This is a genomic window from Pseudomonas zeae, from assembly GCF_014268485.2.
Classification (GTDB): Bacteria; Pseudomonadota; Gammaproteobacteria; order Pseudomonadales; family Pseudomonadaceae; genus Aquipseudomonas; species Aquipseudomonas neuropathica.
On the sequence record NZ_CP077090.1, the window covers coordinates 2,800,757 to 2,823,967 of the forward strand.

19 protein-coding genes are annotated in these 23,211 nt (G+C 60.3%); 12 read left to right on the forward strand and 7 right to left on the reverse strand.

Features of this window, described 5'->3' with window-relative positions; all coding sequences use genetic code 11:
* Positions 1-94: 94 nt before the first annotated feature.
* Complete coding sequence (locus HU754_RS12405) at positions 95-994, reverse strand: LysR family transcriptional regulator (protein WP_186625501.1); 900 nt, start codon at positions 992-994, stop codon at positions 95-97.
* Between the two features lie 290 nt (positions 995-1,284).
* Between HU754_RS12405 and moaB the strand changes: the two genes are divergently transcribed.
* A complete protein-coding gene (gene moaB / locus HU754_RS12410; protein ID WP_093440704.1) occupies positions 1,285-1,824 on the forward strand; it encodes a molybdenum cofactor biosynthesis protein B in 540 nt (179 codons plus the stop codon).
* A complete protein-coding gene (locus HU754_RS12415) occupies positions 1,821-3,026 on the forward strand; it encodes a molybdopterin molybdotransferase MoeA (RefSeq protein WP_186625503.1) in 1,206 nt (401 codons plus the stop codon). Before moaB ends, HU754_RS12415 begins: the two co-directional genes overlap by 4 nt.
* Positions 3,027-3,434: 408 nt before the next feature.
* Here the strand turns inward: HU754_RS12415 and HU754_RS12420 are convergent, their stop codons facing one another.
* Both HU754_RS12420 and moaA read right to left on the reverse strand, forming a co-directional pair.
* Positions 3,435-4,331 (reverse strand): bestrophin family protein, encoded by an 897-nt coding sequence (locus HU754_RS12420; protein WP_099756540.1) that lies wholly within the window; start codon positions 4,329-4,331, stop codon positions 3,435-3,437.
* A gap of 36 nt (positions 4,332-4,367) precedes the next feature.
* Positions 4,368-5,366: a GTP 3',8-cyclase MoaA gene (moaA, locus tag HU754_RS12425; protein WP_186625505.1), complete on the reverse strand. Its 999-nt coding sequence runs from the start codon at positions 5,364-5,366 to the stop codon at positions 4,368-4,370.
* A gap of 354 nt (positions 5,367-5,720) precedes the next feature.
* Between moaA and HU754_RS12430 the strand changes: the two genes are divergently transcribed.
* The 4 genes from HU754_RS12430 to HU754_RS12445 all read left to right on the forward strand — a co-directional run bounded on the left by HU754_RS12430 (position 5,721) and on the right by HU754_RS12445 (position 10,717).
* Entirely contained in the window at positions 5,721-8,045 is a 2,325-nt protein-coding gene (locus HU754_RS12430) for an FdhF/YdeP family oxidoreductase (RefSeq protein ID WP_186625514.1), read from the forward strand.
* A 106-nt stretch (positions 8,046-8,151) separates the two neighbouring features.
* Positions 8,152-9,555 (forward strand): cytochrome ubiquinol oxidase subunit I, encoded by a 1,404-nt coding sequence (locus HU754_RS12435; protein ID WP_186625524.1) that lies wholly within the window; start codon positions 8,152-8,154, stop codon positions 9,553-9,555.
* A 3-nt stretch (positions 9,556-9,558) separates the two neighbouring features.
* Positions 9,559-10,575 (forward strand): cytochrome d ubiquinol oxidase subunit II, encoded by a 1,017-nt coding sequence (gene cydB / locus HU754_RS12440; RefSeq protein WP_186625516.1) that lies wholly within the window; start codon positions 9,559-9,561, stop codon positions 10,573-10,575.
* Positions 10,562-10,717 carry a DUF2474 family protein gene (locus HU754_RS12445; RefSeq protein WP_186625518.1) on the forward strand — a complete coding sequence of 52 codons (156 nt, stop codon included), beginning with the start codon at positions 10,562-10,564 and terminating at the stop codon, positions 10,715-10,717. Before cydB ends, HU754_RS12445 begins: the two co-directional genes overlap by 14 nt.
* 317 nt (positions 10,718-11,034) lie before the next feature.
* Here HU754_RS12445 and HU754_RS12450 read toward each other — a convergent pair whose 3' ends face one another.
* Positions 11,035-11,886 carry a CAP domain-containing protein gene (locus HU754_RS12450; RefSeq protein ID WP_099756538.1) on the reverse strand — a complete coding sequence of 284 codons (852 nt, stop codon included), beginning with the start codon at positions 11,884-11,886 and terminating at the stop codon, positions 11,035-11,037.
* A 199-nt stretch (positions 11,887-12,085) separates the two neighbouring features.
* Here HU754_RS12450 and HU754_RS12455 point away from each other — a divergent pair, with 199 nt between their 5' ends.
* Positions 12,086-12,706, forward strand: coding sequence for a cell wall hydrolase (locus HU754_RS12455; RefSeq protein ID WP_034155563.1), 621 nt, complete (start codon positions 12,086-12,088; stop codon positions 12,704-12,706).
* Here the strand turns inward: HU754_RS12455 and HU754_RS12460 are convergent.
* Positions 12,703-13,590, reverse strand: coding sequence for a LysR family transcriptional regulator (locus tag HU754_RS12460; protein ID WP_186625520.1), 888 nt, complete (start codon positions 13,588-13,590; stop codon positions 12,703-12,705). The two genes, HU754_RS12455 and HU754_RS12460, sit on opposite strands and share 4 nt — an antisense overlap.
* A gap of 103 nt (positions 13,591-13,693) precedes the next feature.
* Between HU754_RS12460 and HU754_RS12465 the strand changes: the two genes are divergently transcribed.
* On the forward strand, positions 13,694-15,106 hold the full coding sequence (locus HU754_RS12465; protein WP_186625522.1) for an MFS transporter: 1,413 nt from the start codon (positions 13,694-13,696) through the stop codon (positions 15,104-15,106).
* Between the two features lie 1,258 nt (positions 15,107-16,364).
* Here the strand turns inward: HU754_RS12465 and HU754_RS12470 are convergent.
* Complete coding sequence (locus HU754_RS12470) at positions 16,365-17,078, reverse strand: murein L,D-transpeptidase catalytic domain family protein (protein WP_186625430.1); 714 nt, start codon at positions 17,076-17,078, stop codon at positions 16,365-16,367.
* 151 nt (positions 17,079-17,229) lie between these two features.
* Between HU754_RS12470 and HU754_RS12475 the strand changes: the two genes are divergently transcribed.
* Positions 17,230-18,846 carry a L,D-transpeptidase family protein gene (locus HU754_RS12475; protein WP_186625432.1) on the forward strand — a complete coding sequence of 539 codons (1,617 nt, stop codon included), beginning with the start codon at positions 17,230-17,232 and terminating at the stop codon, positions 18,844-18,846.
* Between the two features lie 3 nt (positions 18,847-18,849).
* Here the strand turns inward: HU754_RS12475 and HU754_RS12480 are convergent, their stop codons facing one another.
* On the reverse strand, positions 18,850-19,365 hold the full coding sequence (locus HU754_RS12480; protein ID WP_186625434.1) for an HvfX family Cu-binding RiPP maturation protein: 516 nt from the start codon (positions 19,363-19,365) through the stop codon (positions 18,850-18,852).
* A gap of 406 nt (positions 19,366-19,771) precedes the next feature.
* Here HU754_RS12480 and HU754_RS12485 point away from each other — a divergent pair, with 406 nt between their 5' ends.
* The 3 genes from HU754_RS12485 (at position 19,772) to HU754_RS12495 (ending at position 22,970) form a co-directional block, all read left to right on the forward strand.
* On the forward strand, positions 19,772-20,656 hold the full coding sequence (locus HU754_RS12485) for a LysR substrate-binding domain-containing protein (protein ID WP_186625436.1): 885 nt from the start codon (positions 19,772-19,774) through the stop codon (positions 20,654-20,656).
* A gap of 104 nt (positions 20,657-20,760) precedes the next feature.
* Entirely contained in the window at positions 20,761-21,870 is a 1,110-nt protein-coding gene (gene aguA, locus HU754_RS12490) for an agmatine deiminase (protein WP_038366106.1), read from the forward strand.
* A 2-nt stretch (positions 21,871-21,872) separates the two neighbouring features.
* Entirely contained in the window at positions 21,873-22,970 is a 1,098-nt protein-coding gene (locus HU754_RS12495; protein WP_186625438.1) for an extracellular solute-binding protein, read from the forward strand.
* Positions 22,971-23,211: the final 241 nt, after the last annotated feature.

The window sequence follows — 23,211 nt, forward strand, 5'->3', positions numbered from 1 at the left end:
GGCCTCTTCGCGAGCAGGCTCGCTCCCACAGGGGAATGCATTTCAATTGTGGGAGCGAGCCTGCTCGCGAAGGCGGCCTGATATACGACATCAATTACTCGGCAGAAACCTCAACCCCAAACAACTTCCGCGCCTCGGCAAAACACTTCTCGGCAATCGCCGAGCGCGGCTCGGTCTTGCGCATCACCAGGCCTAGCGGCGCGAGCACGCTGGCATCCGGCAACTGCATGAACGACAGGTGTTCGATCGGCTCTTCCAGGCCACTGTCCAGCGGCATGATCGCGCAGCAGAAGCCTTGGTGAATCGCCTGCAATAGCTGATAGGTCGAATCGCTTTCCATGATCGGCTGCGGACTGAGCCCACGGCTGCGGAAGCTCAAGTCGATGGATTTACGGTAATGCATGCCGGCGGTAATCATCCCCAGCGGCAGTTCGGCGGCGTCTTCCCAGCTCATTTGCGAGCCTTCGAACTGGAAGTGGCGGTTGTCGTAGAGCAGGCCGACACGGGTTTCACCGATCTCGAAAAACTCGAAATAGCTCGGGTTGACGTGGTCCAGATAGCAGACGCCCAGATCAAGCTGATTGTTGCCCAGCCCGGCGATGATCTCGTCGGAACTGAGCGATGACAGGCTGAACTTCAACTCTGGATATGTCCCCGACAAACCCTGAATGTAATTGACCGGGTTGAAGCTGCTCAGCGGCACCAGACCCAGACGCAAGCTACCCACCAATTGCCCGCGACACGCCGCCGCTTCGGCGAACAAACCGTCATGCGCGGCGAGCAAGGTGCGCGCCCAGGCCAGCACGCGTTCGCCGGCCTGGGTGAAACCTTCGAAGCGCTGGCCACGGTTGACCAGCACCAGATCCAGCTCATCTTCGAGATTACGCAGGCGCATCGACAACGTCGGTTGGGTGATGTGGCAGCGTGCGGCGGCCTGGCCGAAGTGGCGGGTTTCGTCCAGCGCGATCAGGAACTTGAGTTGTTTGATGTCCACGATGGCACCTGCTCGATGAGGATTTTTTTGATTGAGTATTAACGCAGATGCGCGAGGCGCACGAAAAGCGCAGGGTGCGACGATCTCACTTGAACAGTTGTTCGTCCAATCGGAAGTGTTTAAGGGCCAATCGATCAGCTCTATCAGGCCCGGTTTTACTGGCCCTGAACAACGTGAAAGGTACCGATAGAGCCGGTCGATAATGTGGTTGGCCAGAGTGATTAGACAGTACTCATAAGTGGCACTTAGGCTGCTCGGCAATGTTGATTGACTGCTGCCGGAGAACTGCCATGAGCGCCAAAGCCGATGCCCTGTTTGTCCCCCTGAATATTGCCGTGCTGACGGTCAGCGATACTCGCGATTACGCCAGCGATACGTCGGGCCAATTGCTGGTCAGTCGGTTGCTGGAAGCAGGGCACACGTTGAGCGAGCGCAACTTGCTCAAGGACGATCTTTACAAGATCCGCGCGCAGGTCGCCCAGTGGATTGCTGACGAAGGCATTCAGGTGGTGCTGATCACCGGTGGTACCGGGTTTACCGGTCGCGACAGCACGCCGGAAGCGGTGGCCTGCTTGTTTGATAAGCAGATTGACGGCTTCGGCGAACTGTTCCGGGCGATTTCGATTCTGGATATCGGTACATCCACCGTGCAAAGCCGCGCGCTGGCCGGGCTGTCGAACGGCACGCTGGTGTGCTGCCTGCCGGGTTCGACCGGTGCGTGCCGCACGGCGTGGGAAGGCATTCTTGCCGAGCAGCTGGATAACCGTCATCGCCCGTGCAACTTCGTCCCGCACCTGAAAGCCGTGCAAGCCTGCGGGCCACGCGGATGAGCAAGACACCGCTGATGCCGGTCGAGGACGCCCTCGACCATTTGCTCGGTATGGCCAATGAGCAACGTCTGGCCGACAGCGAACTGCTGGCGCTCGACGAAGCGCGTGGGCGGGTGCTGGCCAGTGATCTGCTGGCGACACTCGACTTGCCGCCGTGGCCGAACAGCGCCATGGACGGTTACGCGCTCAATCTCGCTGATCTGCACCGACAGCCGCTGAAGGTCTCACAGAAGGTTTACGCCGGGCTGGCGCCGGACACGTTGCTGCCCGGCACCTGCGCACGGATTTTTACCGGCGCACCGCTGCCGCCCGGCGCCACTTGTGTCGAGATGCAGGAGAACGTCGAAGTGCTGGAGGACGGTCGCGTGCGCTTCTTGCAGCCGCTGAAGGCGGGGCAGAACATCCGCGCGCAAGGTCAGGAAAATCGCGTCGGCGACATCCTGCTGCGCGCCGGCAAACGCCTTGGACCGTTCGAGCTGGCGGTCGCCGCCGGGCAAGGGCTGGCGCAACTGCACGTGGTGCGTCGCCCGCGTGTGGCGCTGCTGTCGACCGGTGATGAACTGGTCGAACCGGGCCAGCCACTGCGCCCCGGCAGCATCTACAACAGCAACCGCGTATTGCTCGGCCACTGGTTGCGTGAGCTGGGCTGCGAAGTGATCGACGCCGGCATCCTCCCGGATCGCCCGGCGCAGACGCGGCTCAAACTTGAGCAATTGCAAGTGGCGACCGACCTGATTCTGACCACGGGCGGGGTGTCTGCCGGCGATGCCGATTGCCTCGGGCAGGTGCTGCGCGACAACGGCAAACCGCTGTTGTGGAAACTCGCGATCAAGCCTGGCAAACCGCTGACCGTGGGCCATTTCGGCACGGTGCCGGTGATTGGCCTGCCGGGTAATCCGACCTCAGCGCTGGTGACGTTTGGCTTGTTGGCGCGGCCGTATTTGCTGCGTATTCAAGGCGTGGAAAATGTCACGCCGCTGAGCTTCACAGTCAACGCAGGTTTCGATTGGCACAAGGCGGGCAGCCGTCGTGAATACCTGCGGGTGAAGCTGGAGGCAGGGCGTGCGGTCCTCTATCCGAATCAAAGCTCCGGCGTTCTGCTCGGCGCCACCTGGGCCGATGGCCTGGTGGAAATCCCCGAGAACAGCACCCACAACCTCGGCGACCCGCTGCGCTTCATCCCGTTCAACGAACTCTTCTAAACCGACAACACAAATTAAAACTGTAGGAGCGAGCCTGCTTGCGAATGCGAAGTGTCAGTCAACATTGATTTTGGCTGACAGGGCCCCTTCGCGAGCAGGCTCGCTCCCACAATGGCTTTATGGCGCTCATCAATATCCGGGTGTGAATGCAAAACCTGTGGGAGCGAGCCTGCTCGCGAAGGCGGAGTGTTAGTCAACATTGATTTTGGCTGATAGGGCCCCTTCGCGAGCAGGCTCGCTCCCACAATGGATTTGGCGCTCATCAATACTCGGGTGTGAATGCAAAACCTGTAGGAGTGAGCCTGCTCGCGATGACGGCGGGTCAGTCGACGAAGATATTGACTGGGCCGGCACCATCGCGAGCAAGCTCACTCCCACAGGGTTTTGAGGTGTCTGCAGAGCTAAGGGTCAGCTCAGCACATAGTCCACCGGCTTCAGCGCCGGCGGCACTTCTGCGCCAAGTTCGGCGAGGATGTCGCGTTCGATGGTGCGCACCAGCGCGTCGGTCGGCAGGTCGTTTTCATCGCGGCCGAACGGGTCTTCCAGTTCATCGGCAATCGCATCCAGGCCAAAGAACGTGTAGCTGACAATCGCCGTGAACAACGGTGTCAGCCAGCCCAGCGGTTCGGCCATGGCGAACGGCAGCAGGATGCAGAACAAGTAAATCGTCCGGTGCAGCAACAGCGTGTAAGGAAACGGCAGCGGCGTGGTTTTGATCCGTTCGCACACGGCTTGCGCCTGGGTCAGGCTGGTCAAATGGTTCGCCAGCAACATGTAGCGCCATTCAGTCAGTTCACCGTTCTGATGCAGATCGGAACACTGCTGGCCGACCGTTTGCAAAATGCGCCCGCTGTAATCCGGCGTCTGCGGATCAGGTTTGGGCATGATCCACTGGCTACTGGCGTCCGCTTCACTTTCCTTGCGCAACCGCGCGTTCAGCGCATGGGCAAAGCCGCACAAATTGAGCAACAACGGCTTGCGCTCAGCGGACTCGCGAATCACATGGGTTTCGCGAATCACCGAGCGAATGTGTACGATCACCTCGCCCCAGGCTTTACGGGCTTCATACCAGCGGTCATAGCAGGCGTTGTTGCGAAAACTCATGAAGATCGACAGCGACAAACCGAGCAAGGTAAACGGCGTGGCATTGACCTTGGTGAAGTTGCTCGGATGGAGGATTTCCACCAGCACGATGGCCGAGGCGAGCAGGGTGACCATCAACGTGCGCAGGGCGATGCGCTTGGCAATCGAACCCTTGAGGGTGAAGAGAATGGCGAACTGGTTGACCTTGGGTCTGATGATCATGCTGTGCGGTTCCGATAACCGATGAAACTGGCGGGATCAGCCGCCGGTCATGTTCATGAAGCGCACGACCTGAACGTCATCGTTCACTTCGAAATTGTGCCGATACGGCTTGAGTTTCATCGCCTCGATAATGGCTTTCTCCAGCCGCTGCGGTTGCCCCGGGTGCGCACGCAGCACCGCTTTCAGGTCCACCGAATGCTCGTTACCCAGACACAGTAGCAGGCGCCCTTCGACGGTGAGGCGCACGCGGTTGCAGGTGCCACAAAAGTTGTGACTGTGCGGTGAGATAAAGCCCAGACGAATCTCCGGCGCCTCGGCCAGCCGCCAGTAGCGCGACGGGCCTTGCGTCGACTCCGCCGAGTCGATCAGGGTGTAGCGTTCGGCAATCTTTTCCCGCACCTGGGCGCTGGAGAAAAACGACTCGGCGCGGCTGTGTTCGCTGATGATCCCCAGCGGCATTTCCTCGATGAAGGAGACGTCGAGCTGACGATCAATGGCGAAGCTGACCAGATCATTGATTTCCTGATCGTTGCGACCCTGCATCACCACGACATTGAGTTTAGTGCGGGTGAAACCGGCCGTGCGCGCAGCATCGATGCCGTTGATCACCTGCGCCAGATCGCCGGTGCGGGTCATCTGTTTGAAGCGCTGCGGGTCGAGGCTGTCGAGGCTGATGTTCAGGCGCTTGACCCCGGCGTCGAACAGCGGCGCCGCGAGTTTGCCCAGTTGCGAGCCGTTGGTGGTCATGCACAGTTCGCGCAGACCGGGGAGGGCGGCGATCTGCTCGCAGAGCTTGACCACGCCCGGACGGATCAGCGGCTCGCCACCCGTGAGGCGAATCTTGCGCGTGCCGAGCGCCACAAAGCTCTGCGCCAGTTGATAGATCTCCTCCAGCGTCAGCACCTGCTGGCGCGGCAAAAACTGCATGTCTTCGGCCATGCAATAGACGCAGCGGAAGTCGCAGCGGTCGGTCACCGACATGCGCAGATAGTCGACGCGGCGGTTGTAACCATCGATCAAGACACGCTCTGACATGACAGCCTCGCAGGAATGAAAACCACTGTAGAAGGGGTTTGGTCAGCGCAGGTTATGGGCAACTTTCATTGCCGTCCAATCACTGTTAATGAACAGCTGATTGATGCCGTCGATGATGAAATATTTTTCGCCGAAAGTTGCTCCGTTAGTTTCGCAAGGCCCCGTAAATAAAGGGTTTTTAGCCGTGATAGATGCTTTCGATAAGACGGTCATTAATAGCGATTAGACAACGTTTTGTAACGGTTCATATCCTTGCCCCGGCAAACCCAACGACCGCTTTGCAACCTTGAAAGTCGGCCGTCGCTGTTTAACCGAATCAGGTTCATGCCTGTGTGCATCGTCATGGAGAGTCCCATGTCACAAGTCGACCGTTACAAACCCTACAAAGGCGCCGCTGCCGGTTGGGGCGCTGTCATCAGCCTGACCAAGAGCTGGCTGGGCAGTGAAAACGCCCTGAAAAACATCCGCGCCATGCTCAAGACCAACCAGAACGGCGGCTTCGACTGCCCGGGTTGTGCCTGGGGTGAAGCACCCGGCGCGAGTATGTTGAAGTTCTGCGAGAACGGCGCGAAAGCGGTGAACTGGGAAGCGACCGGGCGTTTGGTCGACCCGGCCTTCTTCAACAAGTACACAGTGTCGAGCCTGGCCGAACAGAGCGACTACTGGCTGGAATATCAGGGCCGTCTGACCCACCCGATGCGCTACGACGCGCGGGTCGACCGCTATGTGGAAATCAGCTGGGAAGATGCGTTCGCGCTGATCGCCGATCACTTGAAAAACCTCAAATCGCCGCATGAAGCCGAGTTCTACACCTCGGGCCGCGCGAGCAACGAGGCGGCGTTTCTCTATCAATTGTTCGTCCGCACGTTCGGCACCAACAACTTCCCCGACTGCTCGAACATGTGCCACGAAGCCAGCGCGGTGAGCATGATCGAGACCCTCGGTGTCGGCAAAGGCACCGTGGTCTACGAGGATCTGCATCACGCCGACGCGATTTTTGTCATCGGCCAGAACCCCGGCACCAACCACCCGCGCATGCTCGAACCGTTGCGTGAAGCGGTAAAGCGCGGCGCCCAAGTGGTGTGTATCAATCCGTTGAAAGAGCGTGGCCTCGAGCGTTTCCAGAACCCACAGAACCCGCTGGAAATGCTCAGCAACGGCTGGGAAGCGACCAACACCGCGTACTTCCGTCCGGCGCTGGGTGGCGACATGGCGATGATTCGCGGCATGGTCAAATTCCTGTTGCAGTGGGAACGCGAGGCGCAGGCGACTGGCGGCGAACCGGTGTTCGATCACGCGTTCATCGCCGAGCACACTACGGGTCTGGACAGCTATCTGGCTGAAGTCGAGGCAACCAGCTGGGAGCACATTCTCGAGCAGTCCGGCGTGCCGCTGCATGACATCGAGCTGGCTGCGCGCATGTATGGCCGCGCCAAGAGCGTGATCATGTGCTGGGCCATGGGCCTGACCCAACACGTGCATTCGGTGGCGACCCTGCAGGAAGTCATCAACCTGCAACTGCTGCGCGGCAACGTTGGCCGTCCGGGCGCAGGTCTGTCGCCGGTTCGCGGCCACAGTAACGTGCAGGGCGACCGCACCATGGGCATCAACGAGCTGGCGCCGAAAGACTTGATGGACGCGCTGGAAAAACGCTTCAACTTTGACGTGCCGCGCATGCACGGCCACAACACAGTGATGGCGATCGGCGCCATGGAACGTGGCGAAGCCAAGGTGTTTATCGGTCTGGGCGGCAACTTTGCCCAAGCCACGCCGGACACCCCGCGCACCCACGCCGCCATGCGCAAACTCGACCTGACCGTGCACATTGCGACCAAGCTCAACCGCAGCCACTTGGTCACCGGTCGCGACGCGCTGATCCTGCCGTGCCTCGGGCGTACCGACATCGACATCCAGGCTGAAGGTCCGCAAGGGGTGACCGTCGAAGACACGTTCAGCATGGTGCATTTGTCGTTCGGTCAGTTGAAGCCGAAGTCGGCGCAGTTGAAATCCGAGCCGGCGATCATTGCCGGGATCGCCGCCGCGACGTTGGGCAAGCACCCGATCGATTGGGAGTGGGTGGTGGGCGACTACGGACGCATCCGCAACCTGATTGCCGACGTGATTCCGGGCTTCGAAAACTTCAATGAGAAGCTGCTGATTCCGGGTGGTTTCCATCTCGGCAACGACGCCTCGGATCGGGTCTGGAACACCGCCAGCGGCAAGGCTCAATTCACCCCGTGCGTGCTGCCAGAACATCTGATCAGCGAAGGCGTGCGCAACTTGCCGGTCAAGCCGCATCTGATTCTGCAATCCATGCGTTCCCACGATCAGTACAACACCACGCTGTACGGCCTCGATGATCGTTATCGCGGGGTTTACGGCATGCGCGATGTGATCTTTGCCAACCAACAGGACATCCAGCGTCTCGGTTTCGAACCGGGGCAGAAGGTTGATCTGGTGGCGCTGTGGGATGACGAACGTGAACGTCGGGTCAGCGGTTTCACCCTGATCGCTTACGACATTCCGGCAGGGCAGGCGGCGGCGTATTACCCGGAGACCAATCCGCTGGTACCGCTGGAAAGCTACGGCGACCGGACCTACACGCCGACCTCCAAATTCGTGGCGATCCGCCTCGAAGCCGCGAAGGTCAGCAACCTGATCCCGTCGTCGGTGGCGTAATCCGCAACCTATAAAAACCATAGCAATTTGACTGGCTGCAGGCGTTCACGTCTGGCGGTGGCCCGGGTTCGTGCTGCCGCTTTTCAGCCTGGATGAGGACATCATCATGTTCAATCTGGAGGCACTGGACCTGGCGCGAATTCAATTCGCGTTCACGGTTTCGTTCCACATTATTTTCCCGGCAATCACCATTGGCCTGGCGAGTTTCCTGGCGGTACTCGAAGGTCTTTGGCTGAAAACCCGTAATGACACCTACCGTGATCTCTACCATTTCTGGTCGAAGATTTTTGCGGTCAACTTTGGCATGGGCGTGGTTTCGGGACTGGTCATGGCGTATCAGTTCGGCACCAACTGGAGCGGCTTTTCGGATTTTGCCGGGAGCATCACCGGGCCGTTGCTGACCTATGAAGTGCTGACCGCGTTCTTCCTTGAGGCCGGGTTCCTTGGGGTGATGCTGTTCGGCTGGAACCGTGTCGGCCGTGGCTTGCACTTCTTCGCCACGGTGATGGTCGCCATCGGCACGTTGATCTCGACCTTCTGGATTCTTGCGTCGAACAGCTGGATGCAGACGCCGCAGGGCTTCGAAATCGTTGACGGGCGGGTGATGCCGCTGGACTGGCTGGCGATCGTGTTCAACCCGTCATTCCCGTTCCGTCTGGCGCACATGGCGATTGCCGCGTTTGTGGCGACGTCGTTCTTCGTCGGTGCGTCGGCTGCCTGGCATTTGCTGCGCGGCAATAACACGGCGCCGGTGCGCAAGATGTTTTCCATGGCGTTGTGGATGGCCCTGATCGTTGCGCCGATCCAGGCAGTGGTCGGTGATGCCCATGGCTTGAACACGCTGGAGCATCAACCGGCGAAGATCGCCGCCATCGAAGGCCACTGGGAAAACACCGACAACGGCCCGACGCCGCTGGTGCTGTTCGGTATCCCGGATATGGACGCGGAGAAGACCAAGTATGCGTTGGAGATTCCCTATCTCGGCAGCCTGATCCTCACCCACAGCCTCGACAAGCAGATCCCGGCGCTGAAGAGCTTCCCGAAGGAAGACCGGCCGAATTCGACCGTGATCTTCTGGAGCTTTCGCGTCATGGCCGGGTTGGGAATGTTGATGATCCTCGTCGGTTTGCTCGGTCTGGCGTTGCGCCGGGGCGGCAAGCTTTATCAGCATCGCGGCTTTCAGCGTCTGGTGTTGGTGATGGGGCCGAGTGGCTTGATTGCATTGCTGGCCGGTTGGATTACCACGGAAGTCGGGCGTCAGCCGTGGGTGGTGTACGGCTTGCTGCGCACCCACGACGCCGCGTCGCATCACTCAGTGGCGCAGATGAGTACGTCGCTGGCGCTGTTCGTGGTGATCTATTTCACCGTGTTCAGCGTGGGCATCGGCTACATGATGAAACTGGTGAACAAAGGCCCGCAGCCGCACCACGAACATCCGCCTGAGGGCGACGCCACACAGACACCGCGCCGACCGCTTTCGGCGGCTATCGCCCCTATGAAGGAGCATTGAGTCATGGGTATTCAAGGTATCGATCTCTCGTTGATCTGGGGAGTGATCATCGCCTTCGGGGTGATGATGTACGTGATCATGGACGGCTTCGATCTGGGCCTCGGGATCCTGTTTCCGCTGATCCCGGATGAGCAGGAACGCGATGTGATGATGAACACCGTCGCGCCGGTGTGGGACGGTAACGAGACGTGGTTGGTGCTCGGTGGCGCGGCGTTGTATGGCGCGTTTCCGCTGGCGTACGGGGTGATTCTGGAGGCGCTATACCTGCCGCTGATCCTGATGCTGTGCGGTTTGATTTTCCGTGGCGTGGCGTTTGAGTTTCGCTTCAAGTCTTCGCCGCAAAAACGCCATTGGTGGGACAAGGCGTTTATCGGTGGTTCGCTGCTGGCGACGTTCGCCCAAGGTGTGGTGATTGGCGCGTATGTGTCCGGGATTCCGGTGGTCGATCGGCAGTTTGCCGGCGGCGGTCTGGACTGGTTGGCGCCGTTTCCGCTGGTGTGTGGCGTGGGTCTGGTGATTGCGTACGCGTTGCTCGGCAGCACCTGGTTGCTGGTCAAGACCGAGGGCATGCTCGAATCGCGGATGCGTCTGTTCACCCGGCCGCTGGCCTTGCTGTTGATGGCGATGGTGCTGGTGATTGGCGTGTGGACCCTGCAACTGCATCCGGAGCTGGCAGTGCGTTGGTCGACACACGGGCATCTGCAGGTGTTTGCCGGGTTGGTGGTGTTGGCCTTGTTGTCGGTGTTCGGGCTGCTGCGCACGTTGCGTCAGCGGCATACGCACTGGCCGTTCGTGTTCACGCTGGTGCTGATGTTGCTCGGTTACATCGGCCTGGCGCTGAGCATCTGGCCAAACATCATCCCGCCGTCGGTGAGCATCTGGGCCGCCGCGTCACCACCGTCGAGCCAGTTGTTCGCGCTGATCGGCGCACTGTTCATCCTGCCGGTGATCCTGATGTACACCTTCTGGAGCTACTACGTGTTCCGCGGCAAAGTGAGGATTGGCGATGGCTACCATTGATTCGCGCGAAGTGAAAAGCAGTCGCTGGTACCAGCGTTTGGGCTGGTTGTTGTTGATCTGGCTGGGCAGCGTGGTGTCGCTGGCGGTTGTCGCCAGTGTGCTGAAACTGGCGATGTATGCAGCGGGCATGAGAGCCCATTGACCCCAAAAAAACCGGAGCCTGGCTCCGGTTTTTTATTGCCGCCGATCTTGAGGTCACTGACTACCCCCAGTAGGCCTTCGCCTGCTCGCGAAGGCGTCAGGTCAGACAACATTGATGTTGAATGTAATGGCCTCATCGCGAGCAGGCTCACTCCTACAGGGATTTGTGGTGGTTGGAGAATATGTAAACACCGCCGAACATTGTGGGAGCGAGCTTGCTCGCGAAGGCGTCAGGTCAGACAACGTCGATGTTGAATGTACTGGCCTCTTCGCGAGCAAGCTCGCTCCCACAGGGGGGGTGGTGAACTTGAGAGCGGCTTATTGAGCGCCAAACATCGCGGTCCAGTAGATCCCGGCGCTGCTTTTCGGGTCGGTCGCGTAGGCGGCGCCGAGTTCCTGGTATTGCGGGTTCATCAGGTTGGCGCAGTGGCCGGGGCTGGCGAGCCAGCCTTCGACGACTTTGTGCACGGTGTCTTGGCCGGCGGCGATGTTTTCGCCGACCTGTTGGCCGCTGTAACCAGCGAGTTCCGCGCGATCGCCCGGGGTGCGGCCGTCGCGGTCCTTGTGATCGAAGTAATTGTTGTTGGCCATGTCGCGGCTGTGATCCTGGGCGATCGTGCCCAGCGTCGCGTTCCAGGCCAGCGGTGCGGCAGCGGCGAATGCCTGACCGCCACACTGACGTGCCTGGCTGCGCGCGGCGTTGAGTTCACTGAGCAACTTCTGCCCCTCACTTTGCGCATCCCCCAGCTTGGCCGACAGCAGCGGCCGCGCCAATACGATGCGCCAGTCACGATCATCGCGGCTGACACCGACATCGACGAACTGCGGATCAAGCACCACCTGACAGAAACTTTCCTGAATCGCCTTCATCGCCGACGCCGCATCGCGCGGGCCGTTAAGCGTGATTGCCTGCACATTGACCATCGGGTAACTGGCGCTGGCCATGGCTTGTTGCAGATCGACAGCACCGGTGGCGCGTAATCTCAGCCGGGGATCAGCCGACAGCGGTGGCAGTTCATTCGATGCCTGCGACCCGCAACGCTGCGGCTGGCTGCGGTAGCTGTTGATCGACTCGATCAATTGCGACTCATCGCCAGCCAGCGCGGGAATGGCAGACATAACGCCCACGGACAAAGCGGCAAGACGCAAAACGAACGGCATGAAGCGCATGGAAATCTCCCTTGAGCTGAATGCGCCCATGATGCGCGAAAGGCACCCTGTGAGTGCAATGTCTTTTTTCTTCATTCAGCGGTTTTTCTGCGCAACTTTGTCTCTGGGTTTGCCGTCTACACTCACCGAAGACCCCGGGATACGGGTGTCTCCCCGACGTAACACCTTGCCCGACTCGGGCGCTGCCGGAAGAACAGACATGGGATTGAAAGGCTGGGCGGGTTGTCTCGTATTCACCCTGTTGGCAGGCTCTGCATGGGCCACCGATCAGGCCCCGATCAAAGCGAAGGCTGAAGAAAAAGCCCAAGTGCTGGAAGAGAAAGCGGCGGACAAGGTCAGCGCCGCACCGGCACCGAAAGCCGAAGCCATCACCCCGACCGAAGTGCAAGCGGTCGACCCGGCCGGCGCTGCGCCGCTGGACGATCCGATCACTTGCCTGGCGCGCAGTATCTATTGGGAAGCCAAAGGCAAAGACACGCCGGAAATGGAAGCGGTGGCCAGTGTGGTGATGAATCGCCTCGGCCACGAAGGTTTCCCCGACACGGTCTGCGCTGTCGTCAAACAAGGCTCGGAAACCAAGAGCTGCCAGTTTTCCTGGTGGTGCGACGGGCGTCCGGATCAGGTCAAGGAAGATGCCGAATACACGCTGGCCAAGGATATCGCCCGCAAAGCGCTGAACCGCCAGCTCAAGGATCGCACCAACGGCGCGCTGTATTTCCACGACCGCAATGTGCATCCGAGCTGGGCCAAGGAATATCGCAAGACCGCCGAAACGAAAAAATTTCTCTTCTACAAACCTGCCGGCGGCGACGCGCGTTAGGCGCAGACCTGCCGCACACAATCACGCAACCAGCGATGCGCCGGGTCAGCGTCCATGCGCGGGTGCCAGAGCATCGACACACTGATATCCGGCATCGCGAAGGGCAGGGCGAAACTGTGCAGGCCCGTGCGTAGTTTGCTGGTATGACGCTGCGGGACTGTGGCGATCAGGTCTGACTCACACACCAGCGTCAGCGCCGCCGAGAATCCACCGAATGAGGTGACGATGTCCCGCGTCAGACCGAGCGCGAGTAACGCTTCGTCTACTGGTCCGCTGCTGCGCCCGCGTCGTGAAATGAGAATGTGCTCGCCGCCGGCAAAGCGCCTGCTGGTGATTTTTCCCGTGCTCAAAGGATGCCCCTCACGCACTACGCCAATCCATTGATCCTGAAACAGGATGCGGCTGTGTAGTGTCGGGTCGGTGCTGTCATCGACCACGCCGGTTTCCAGATCGACGCGGCCTTCGCGCAGCGGCGTGCTGTCCTTGTCGGCTTTCTGCACAAAGCGCAGGCGTACATCCGGCGCTTCTTCAGCGATGCGTGTGAGCAGGGCAGCGGCGAAGGTTTCAACAAAACCGTCGGTGTTGCGCAGGGTGAAGGTGCGTTGCAATTTGCGCGGGTCGAGCACTTCGGCAGGGCGTAAAACCGCCTCGGCTTCCTGCACCAGATGACTGACCCGCTCGCGCAATTCGAGTGCGCGCGGTGTCGGCACCAGGCCACGACCTGCTCGCACCAGCAGCGGATCCCCAGTGGTTTCGCGCAAACGGGCGAGGGCGCGACTCATGGCCGACGGGCTTAACCGCAGGCATTTGGCGGCGCGGGCGACGCTGCCTTCGCGCAGCAAGACGTCGAGGGTGATCAGCAGGTTCAGATCCGGTGCAGTCATGACGTGGCGTTCCATGCAGGTATTGAGTGCAAAGCATGCGTCTTGCGCCGTGTGTTGTCGAGGCTCAGGCTATGACGCATCACCTTTGCACTGCGAGCCTGCCATGCCCCAAGAACCCCTGAGCACTCCCGCCCGCTGGGCGCTGACCAGTCTGGCCTTGTCGATGTTGATGCCTTCCCTGGACACCAGCATCGCCAACGCCGGGCTGCCGATTCTGGCGGCGGCGTTCGAGGCGACGTTTCAACAGGTGCAATGGATCGTGCTCGCTTACCTGTTGGCGATCACCACGTTGATCGTCAGCGTCGGGCGTCTGGGCGATGGTTTTGGTCGACGTCGACTGCTGTTGATCGGGATCGGCATTTTCACCAGCGCTTCGTTGGCCTGTGCGCTGGCTCCCGGACTGGGTTGGCTGATCGGCGCACGGGCGGTGCAAGGCGTCGGCGCGGCGATCATGTTCGCTTTGACAGTGGCGTTGGTGGCCGATGCGGTGCCGAAGACGCGGGCAGGCAGTGCGATGGGCTTGCTGGCGACGATGTCGGCGACGGGCACCAGTCTTGGGCCGTCGCTGGGTGGGTTGTTGATGACGCACATCGGCTGGCAGGCGATTTTCCTGCTCAACGTGCCGCTGGGCTTGCTCAATGTCTGGCTGGTGTATCGCTTTCTGCCGGCGGATCGCGCAGCAGGGCCGCGAGTGACGTTCGATTATTCTGGCAGCGTGGTGCTGGTCTTCACGCTGGCGGCCTATGCGCTGGCAATGACGCTCGACGGTTTCATGTTGCCGCTGCTGCTGGCCAGTCTGGGCGGCGCTGGCTTGTTCTTCATGATCGAGAAGAAGGCCAAGGCGCCGCTGATACGCTTGTCACTGTTCGCTGACCGGCGATTGAGCAGCAGCCTGGCGCTGACCTTGCTGGTGACGACCGTGATGATGACCACGCTGGTGGTGGGACCGTTTTACCTGAGTCGCGGATTGGGCCTCAGCAGTGCCGTGGTCGGCTTGGCGTTATCGCTCGGGCCGTTGTTGTCTGCGTTTGGCGGTGTGCCGGCCGGGCGTCTGGTGGACCGCTTCGGCGCGCGGCGCATCGTGCCGGGCGCGTTGCTCGCCATGGCCTGTGGTTGTGGCTTGTTGGCGCTGTTGCCGATGAGTCTGGGGTTGCCCGCCTATTTGCTGCCGATTGCAGTGGTCGCCGTCGGCTATGCGCTGTTTCAGGCGGCGAACAACACCGGGTTGATGGCCGGAGTTCGTCAGGAGCAACGCGGTGTGGTTTCGGCGATGCTCGGACTGGCACGTAATCTGGGGTTGATCACTGGGGCGGCGGTGATGGGCGCAGTGTTTGCGCTGGCGGCGGGCGATCCGACACAGGCGCCGGCAACCTCCATTGCCAGCGGCTTGCACATTACTTTTGGCGTCGCGGTGGCATTGATGCTTATGGCGTTGATCATCAGCCGAGCGCAGTTCAACTGTAGGAGTGAGCCTGCTCGCGAAGAGGCCGGCACAGCCAATATCTTCAGAGACTGACACACCGCTATCGCGAGCAGGCTCGCTCCCACAGGGGATCGAGTTGATCAGAGATCTTCGGCCGAGCGCAGTTCAACTGTAGGAGTGAGCCTGCTCGCGAAGAGGTCGGCACAGCCAATATCTTCAGAGACTGACACTCCGCTTTCGCGAGCAAGCTCGCTCCCACAGGGAATCGAGTTGATCAGAGATCTTCAACCGATCCGAGATCAAATGTGGGAGCGAGCTTGCTCGCGAAGGGGCCGGCACAGCCAATATTTCCAGAGACTGACACTCCGCTTTCGCGAGCAGGCTCGCTCCCACAGGGAATCGAGTTGATCAGAGATCTTCAACCGAACCGAGATCAAATGTGGGAGCGAGCCTGCTCGCGAAGAGGTCGGCACAGCCAATATCTTCAGCGACTGACACACCGCTATCGCGAGCAGGCTCGCTCCCACAGGGAATCGAGTTGATCAGAGATCTTCAACCGAACCGAGATCAAATGTGGGAGCGAGCTTGCTCGCGAAGGGGCCGGCACAGCCAATATTTCCAGAGACTGACACTCCGCTTTCGCGAGCAAGCTCCCTCCCACAGGGAATCGAGTTGATCAGAGATCTTCAACCGAACCGAGATCAAATGTGGGAGCGAGCCTGCTCGCGAAGAGGTCGGCACAGCCAATATCTTCAGAGACTGACACACCGCTTTCGCGAGCAAGCTCGCTCCCACAGGGGGATCGAGTTGATCAGAGATCTTCGGCCGAGCGCAGTTCAACTGTAGGAGTGAGCCTGCTCGCGAAGAGGCCGGCACAGCCAATATTTCCAGAGACTGACACTCCGCTTTCGCGAGCAAGCTCGCTCCCACAGGGAATCGAGTTGATCAGAGATCTTCAACCGAACCGAGATCAAATGTGGGAGCGAGCCTGCTCGCGAAGGGGCCGGCACAGCCAATATTTCCAGAGACTGACACTCCGCTTTCGCCAGCAAGCTCGCTCCCACAGGGGATCGAGTTGATCAGAGATCTTCAACCGAACCGAGATCAAATGTGGGAGCGAGCCTGCTCGCGAAGGGGCCGGCACAGCCAATATTTCCAGAGACTGACACTCCGCTTTCGCCAGCAAGCTCGCTCCCACAGGGGATCGAGTTGATCAGAGATCTTCAACCGAACCGAGATCAAATGTGGGAGCGAGCCTGCTCGCGAAGGGGCCGGCGCAGCCAATATCTTCAGAGACTGACACTCCGCTTTCGCGAGCAAGCTCGCTCCTACAGGGCATTTGTGGTGGCCGTCAGCTCGCGTGGGTGTTGAGGATGCTCGCCACCTGCTGCGGCTGGCAGTTCAGGTACGGCGACGACTTCAGCCAGCGTTGATCCGGGTACCACGAAAACATGAACTGGCCATTCTTCAGGCGATCAATCACTTGCTTGGCAATCTGCGGCCGCACTGCCGGGCAGCCTTGGCTGCGGCCGATACGTCCTTGTTTCTTGCTCCACAACGGATTCACATAACTGGCGGCGTGAATGACGATCGCGCGATCGCGGGCCATGTCATTGAAACCCGGCTCCAGACCGTCCATGCGCAGCGAATAACCGTGGGTGCCTTCGTAGCTTTCCTGCGTACGGAACAGGCCGAGGCTGGATTGATAACTACCTTCGACATTGGAAAACTGCGTAGCGAAGTTTTCCCCGGAATTCGAACCGTGAGCGACCAGATCGCGTAGCACCAATTTCCGTTTGCTCAGGTCGAAAATCCACAGACGGCGTTCGGTGGACGGCTGCGAATAGTCGATGATCGCCAGGTGGCGCGACGGTTTCGCACCGCTGTTGACCGCGCATTGCATGGCGTTCAGGGCACCTTTCAGCGCTTGGGGATTGAGTTCTGGCGCGGCGTGCGCGAGGCTGGTGTAGAGAACCGGCGATGGTTTGCCGGCGGCAAAAACGGGACTGGACACGGCGACAAGGGTCGCGGTGGTCAACAGCAGTCGGCGCAAAAACGTCAACATTTTATAAAGTGTCCTCACTTGCTACTTATTTGGCACTTTGGCTCCTGACTCCCAGTCAATACCGGCAAGCCCGTTGATCGAGCCTGACTGTTCAGCGCACCTGATGTAAGGTTGGCCATCATCTAGACGGCCATGGATTGGAGTAAAGCAGTTGTTCAAAAAGTACGCATGCTACTTGAGCATTTGTTTGCTCGCTGCGCCGTTTGTCGCTTGTGCCGATGAGCCGCTGCCGCCGCTGGAAACACTGCCGACGCCACCGGCAGAAATGCCGGTCGAGCCGCAAAGTCCGTTGCAGGCGGTTTTGATCAGTCTGGCGCAGTCATGCCCGGCGATTGCCGCACATCTCAACGGCCCGGCGCTGACGCAATTGCAAGCCTTCTACCAGCAGCAGGACTGGATGCCGGTGTGGGCCGGTGACTCGGCACGATTGCCGGCCTTGCAGGCGCAATTGCAACTGTTAGCCGACGATGGCCTCAATCCTAAACGCTACCCGATCGCGACCACGGCGCCGCAGGATGGCGAGTTGTGTGCCGACATCGACATCAGCCGCAACTACCTCCAGGCGCTGCAGGATCTGCATTACGGAAGCCTGCTGCAATCGCACTTCGAACCGCTGTGGCATGCCGACGCCACTCCACGCGACCGTCAGGCGGAATTGTTGGCCATCGCGGTACCGGGCATGCACGACATTCCCGCCGCGTTCGATCTGGCCCGGCCGCGCCTGGCGCAATATCAGGACTTGCGTCAGCTCTACGCCGCGCAACGGCTCAAAGCCTTGCCGCAATGGCAGTCGGTGGGCAGCGGGCCGCTGTTGCGCCCGGCCATGGAAGACAAACGCGTGCCGGAACTGGCCCAGCGTCTTTACAACGAAGGTTATCTGACTCAGATCATTGGTACGCCCGGCAATGCTTATGACGGCGTGCTGGTCGACGCGGTGAAGAGTTTTCAGGCCAACCACTCGCTGCAGGCTGACGGTGTAGTCGGGCCGGGAACGATTGCCGAACTCAACATCAGTCCGCTGAGCCGCCGCGAACAACTGCGGGTCAACCTCGAGCGTTTCCGCTGGATGGCCCAGGATCTGGAGCCCAATGGCTTGCTGGTCAACGTCGCCGCTGCCGAGCTGACGCTGTATCAGGGCGGTGTTCCGGTGTGGCAAACGCGCACTCAGGTCGGCCGCGCCGAACGCCAGACACCGCTGCTGAAATCGCGGGTGACACGCCTGACCCTGAACCCGACGTGGACCGTGCCGCCGACCATCTGGAAAGAAGACAAGCTGCCGGAAATCCGCAAGGACCAGACCTTCCTCAGCCGGCAGAACCTGCAAGTGCTCGACGCCAACGGGCAGCCGCTGGCGGCGGCGGACATCGATTGGGATAACCCCGGCAACATCATGCTGCGTCAGGACGCCGGGCCGCGTAATCCGTTGGGGCAAATGGTCATCCGCTTCCCCAACCCGTTCTCGGTGTACCTGCACGACACACCAAGTAAGGCGCTGTTCGAAAAAGGTCCGCGCGCCTTCAGCTCCGGCTGCGTGCGGGTCGAGCACCCAATGCAACTGCGTGATCTGCTGCTCACCCCGGCGGAAAAGGCCCGCACCGAAACCTTGCTTGCTACCGGCACCACCCACGAATTTCGCTTGTCGGAACCGGTGCCGATCCTGATGACTTACTGGACGGCACAGGTCGACAGCAGTGGCCGCGTGCGTTACTCACCGGACATCTACAGTCGCGACAGCGCATTGCTGGTGGGGCTTGATCGAGCGCATTGAGCCTCAGCGGGTGCTTCGGTTCCAGAACACCCGCGCCAGCCACGCATCGACACTCAACTTGCCAGCCCCGGCGAACACCAGTGGCAGTAGCGCCGCCAGGTAAATTGCCGGCAGCTTGAAGTTGCCGAAGCCTTTGTTAGTGATCGCATACCCCTGCGCCAGCTCGCTCAGTGACGACCAGTCCGCGGGCCAGTGCACGGCGGCGGTCGCGACGACGGTGACCACGATCAGCGAAACCGCCGAAATTCGCGTGCCGAAGCCAAGCAGAATCGCCAGTGCGCAGATCAGTTCCGCCCACATCGACAGTTCCCAGTTCAACGTTGCCGGCAGTTGGTCGAAGGGGAAGGGGAATCGCTCCTGAATGTCTTCGAACCAGTTCTGCCCGTTGAATTTCTCCAACCCGGACTCGAAGAATTCCCAGGCGATGAACAGGCGCAGCGTCAGAGGGGCGAGCCAGGTGCCGGCGCGGTCGAGGTTCAGGTGCAGGGTTTTGACGGCGGTTGAAAGGGTGGCGGTCATGATGCAGCTCCGGTGAGTTAAGTGAAATCGACCGGGGTATTTCAGCGTTGGGGTGTATCGGGTGTGTGTCGGCGGGGTGGGGATTGTGCTTTTGGTGTGTCTGCGGCTTCGGGGTATACAGAGCGATACAGTCAAAGGCCCCTCACCCTAACCCTCCCGAAACGTCGGACCGCCCAGAGGGAGAGGGGACTGACCGTGGGATATTGAAGAGGTACGCCGACGTGAACCTGTTTTGTTGAATCCATAATCGACTGGATTTTTCAGGTCGATGGATGGCGTAAGACACCTCGGTCAGCTCCCTCTCCCTCTGGGCGGTCCGACGTTTCGGGAGGGCTGGGGTGAGGGTGACAAGGCTGGACGCGCCCCCAAAGCCCAGTCAGCATGACCAAAAAAACGGACCACCCCCATGCGACGACTTCCCTCCCTGGCCGCCCTGCGCACCTTCGAATGCGCCGCCCGCCACGCGCATTTCGGCCGTGCAGCCGCCGAACTGTGCGTCACCGACAGCGCCGTCAGCCATCAGATCCGCCAGCTCGAAGAACAACTCGGCGTCTCGCTGTTCATCCGCGAAGGCCGGCAAATCCGCCCTACCATCGCCGCCGGCCGCTTGATGCAAAGCCTGCAACAAGCCTTCGAACTGATCGGCGATGCTTGCGATGAACTGCGAGATCCATCCTCGCTGGCTGTGCTCAGACTGGCCGTCACTGCCGAACTCGCGCAGAAGTGGCTGATGAGTCGTCTCACCGATTTCTACGCGCGCTACCCGCACATCACCCTGCACCTCTACGAACAACCGATCGATGCCACGGCGCCCGGCGAAGACATCGACCTGGCGATCACCTACGGCACCGGCCCGGTGGACAGCAGTGCTTACTTCGTGCGGCCGCTGCCAGCCTTGCAGTTCTTCCCGGTGTGCAGCCCCGGCCTGTTCAACCAAGGCACATTGAAAGCGCCGAAGGATCTGGCCCGCCACTGCCTGCTGCACGACGATCAGGACGGCAAGACCTGGACCGCCTGGTTGACCAGTCACGCTGGCGATCAACGCCCGCAACGTCAGTTGTATTTCGCTCATGCTGGTTTGGCGTTGGAAGCGGCGGCGCAAGGGCAGGGCGTGGCCATGGGCGACAACCTCACGGCGCAGGAAGATCTTCAAAGTGGTCGACTGGTGCGTCCCTTCGCATCGAGCATGACCGCCCTTGGCCAATACGCGCTGGTCTGCGAGCGGCTGCGGCTGGAGCGTCCGGCGGTGGCGCAGATGCTCGAATGGTTCAACGATCAACTGGCCGATTGATGAGTTGAATTCAACTGTTCCGTAATAATCATCGTTGGCAGGCGCAGTGCGCGCGCCCTTAGCCTGTGGTCATTCCAATCCCATCGCGAAGACGAGGTTTGACCATGGCACGTTTGCTCGACTCCACCCCGAAACACGACGGCTTTCGTCTGCCCGGCGAATTCGAAGCCAAATCCGGCTGCTGGCTGGGCTGGCCGGAGCGCACCGACGTCTGGCGCAACGGCGCCAAGCCTGCGCAGAAAGTCTGGGTGCAAATCGTCACCGCCATCTCCCACAGCGAGCCGGTCACTGTGTGCGCCTCTGCCGCGCAGTTCGCCACGGCACGTCGGCAGTTGCCGCCGCAAGTGCGCGTGGTTGAGATGACCTGCAATGACACTTGGTTTCGCGACAGCGGCCCATGCTTTGTGGTCAACGACCAGAGCGGTGAAGTACGCGGCGTCGACTTCGAATTCAACGCCTATGGCGGCCTCGACGGTGGTCTCTATTACCCGTGGGACAAGGACGATCAGATCGCCAGCAAAATCCTCGAGATCGAGCGTTTCGACCGCTACCGCGCGCCATTGATTGCCGAACTGGGCGGCATCCAGAGCGATGGCCAGGGCAGCATCCTCACCACCGAACAATGCTTGCTCAACCGCAATCGCAACCAGCATCTGGGCAAGGACGAAGTCACCCGACGCCTGACCGATTACCTCGGTGCCGAACAAGTGATCTGGCTGCCACGCGGCTGCAAGTTCGACGAAACCGATGGCCACGTCGATGACCTCGCCTGTTTCGTCCGTCCCGGCGAAGTCGTGCTGCAATGGACCGATAACCGCGACGATCCGCAGTGGGAAATCTATCAGGAGGCCTACGACATCCTGCGCAGCACCCGCGATAGCCGTGGTCGTGAGCTGATCGTGCACAAATTGCCGCAACCGGATGTGCTCGAGTGGACCGCCGAAGAAGCCGAAGGCCTCGATCAGCAGGACAGCACTCACACCCGTCAGGCCGGCACGAAAATCTGCGCGTCGTACATCAACTACTACGCAGGCAACAGCTCGATCGTGGTGCCGCTGTTCGGTGATCGTAACGACAAGGTTGCCATGGCGACGCTGGCCGAACTGTTCCCGCAGCACAAGATCGTCGGCATCGAAAACTCCCGGGAAATCCTCCTTGGCGGCGGCAACGTTGCGTGCATCACCATGCCGCAATACGCCGGCAAAGGAGTGTAATCATGGGCCTGCACAAACTGACTCAAGCGTTATTGCTGGTGCTTGCACCCCTATGTGTGCAGGCCGCTGACTCCGCCAAACCGGTGGTTAATCTGTACATCTGGGGCGAGTATCTGGCGCCGGATACGCTGAAGAATTTCGAGGCGAAGACCGGTATTCATGTGGTCGCCGATCACTTCGATTCGCTGGAAACCGTCGAGACCAAATTGCTCACCGGGCGCAGCGGCTACGACCTCGTGTTGACCGCCGGGCAGCATCTGTCGCGGGCCATCGAAAGCGGCGCGATCCAGCCGCTGGACAAGGCCCGGGTGCCGCACTTTGCCGGGGTTGGCGAGGAGTTTCGCCAGCACATGGCGGTGTTCGATCCGGGCAATCGCTATGCCGGGATTTACGCCTGGGGCACCACCGGTGTGGGCTATCAGGAACAGGCGATCAAGCAGCGTTTGCCCGATGCACCGACGGACAGTTGGGCGATGTTGTTCGATCCGGCAGTGGTTTCGAAATTCGCTGACTGCGGGGTGAGTCTGCTCAACGATCCCAACGAGGTATTTGCCGCCGTCATGAAGTACATGGGGCTGGACATCAACCGGCAGAACCTCGATGACTTGAAGCTCGCCGAGCAGCAACTGGCGAAGATCCGGCCGTACATTCGTTACTTCGATAACGACTTGAACATCAGCGATCTGGCCAACGGCAACACCTGTGTGGCGATGTCGTGGAATGGCAATGTGGCGATCGCGGCGGGGCAGGCTGAGGCGGCGAAGAAACCGTTCACGCTGAGTTACCGGATTCCGAAGGAGGGTACGTTGATCTGGTTCGATGCCATGGTCGTGCCCAAGGACGCGCCGCATCCGCAGGCCGGGTTGGCGCTGATGGATTATCTGATGACGCCGGAGGTGATTGCGCCGATCACTGACACCATTCATTACGCCAACGCTATTACGGCGGCGGATGGTTTGGTCGATGCATCGATTCGTAATGATCCGGGGACGTATCCGTCGGCCGACGTCAGGGCCACGCTGTACAGCAAGAATGACAATGGCAAGGCGTTCAATCGTGCGTTGATCCGGGCGTTTAGCCGGTTGAAGTCCGGACTGTGAAAAGCTGACCCTCACCCCAGCCCTCTCCCAGAGGGAGAGGGGGCCGACCGAGGTGTCTTGCGTTAAACATCGACCTGAAAACCCGAGTTGATTATGGATTTAAGCCCTGGCGGTCATGAGTTCTCAGGCGTTATATCAAGTCGGCGTAAATCTCCGATCTCCCCCAATCAATCCCCTTTCCCTACGGGCGGTCCGACGTTTCGGGAGGGCTAGGGTGAGGGCGGTCGATTATGGGTTTGAA

What these genes read in the sequence shown, in the direction of transcription:
- moaB (WP_093440704.1), top strand. Translation starts at nt 1,285, where the DNA reads ATGAGCGCCAAAGCCGATGCCCTGTTTGTCCCCCTGAATATTGCCGTG.
- HU754_RS12430 (WP_186625514.1), top strand. Translation starts at nt 5,721, where the DNA reads ATGTCACAAGTCGACCGTTACAAACCCTACAAAGGCGCCGCTGCCGGT.
- HU754_RS12415 (WP_186625503.1), top strand. Translation starts at nt 1,821, where the DNA reads ATGAGCAAGACACCGCTGATGCCGGTCGAGGACGCCCTCGACCATTTG.
- HU754_RS12435 (WP_186625524.1), top strand. Translation starts at nt 8,152, where the DNA reads ATGTTCAATCTGGAGGCACTGGACCTGGCGCGAATTCAATTCGCGTTC.
- aguA (WP_038366106.1), top strand. Translation starts at nt 20,761, where the DNA reads ATGGCACGTTTGCTCGACTCCACCCCGAAACACGACGGCTTTCGTCTG.
- HU754_RS12420 (WP_099756540.1), bottom strand. Translation starts at nt 4,331, where the DNA reads ATGATCATCAGACCCAAGGTCAACCAGTTCGCCATTCTCTTCACCCTC.
- HU754_RS12445 (WP_186625518.1), top strand. Translation starts at nt 10,562, where the DNA reads ATGGCTACCATTGATTCGCGCGAAGTGAAAAGCAGTCGCTGGTACCAG.
- HU754_RS12455 (WP_034155563.1), top strand. Translation starts at nt 12,086, where the DNA reads ATGGGATTGAAAGGCTGGGCGGGTTGTCTCGTATTCACCCTGTTGGCA.
- HU754_RS12480 (WP_186625434.1), bottom strand. Translation starts at nt 19,365, where the DNA reads ATGACCGCCACCCTTTCAACCGCCGTCAAAACCCTGCACCTGAACCTC.
- cydB (WP_186625516.1), top strand. Translation starts at nt 9,559, where the DNA reads ATGGGTATTCAAGGTATCGATCTCTCGTTGATCTGGGGAGTGATCATC.
- HU754_RS12470 (WP_186625430.1), bottom strand. Translation starts at nt 17,078, where the DNA reads ATGTTGACGTTTTTGCGCCGACTGCTGTTGACCACCGCGACCCTTGTC.
- moaA (WP_186625505.1), bottom strand. Translation starts at nt 5,366, where the DNA reads ATGTCAGAGCGTGTCTTGATCGATGGTTACAACCGCCGCGTCGACTAT.
- HU754_RS12460 (WP_186625520.1), bottom strand. Translation starts at nt 13,590, where the DNA reads ATGACTGCACCGGATCTGAACCTGCTGATCACCCTCGACGTCTTGCTG.
- HU754_RS12485 (WP_186625436.1), top strand. Translation starts at nt 19,772, where the DNA reads ATGCGACGACTTCCCTCCCTGGCCGCCCTGCGCACCTTCGAATGCGCC.
- HU754_RS12465 (WP_186625522.1), top strand. Translation starts at nt 13,694, where the DNA reads ATGCCCCAAGAACCCCTGAGCACTCCCGCCCGCTGGGCGCTGACCAGT.
- HU754_RS12450 (WP_099756538.1), bottom strand. Translation starts at nt 11,886, where the DNA reads ATGCGCTTCATGCCGTTCGTTTTGCGTCTTGCCGCTTTGTCCGTGGGC.
- HU754_RS12495 (WP_186625438.1), top strand. Translation starts at nt 21,873, where the DNA reads ATGGGCCTGCACAAACTGACTCAAGCGTTATTGCTGGTGCTTGCACCC.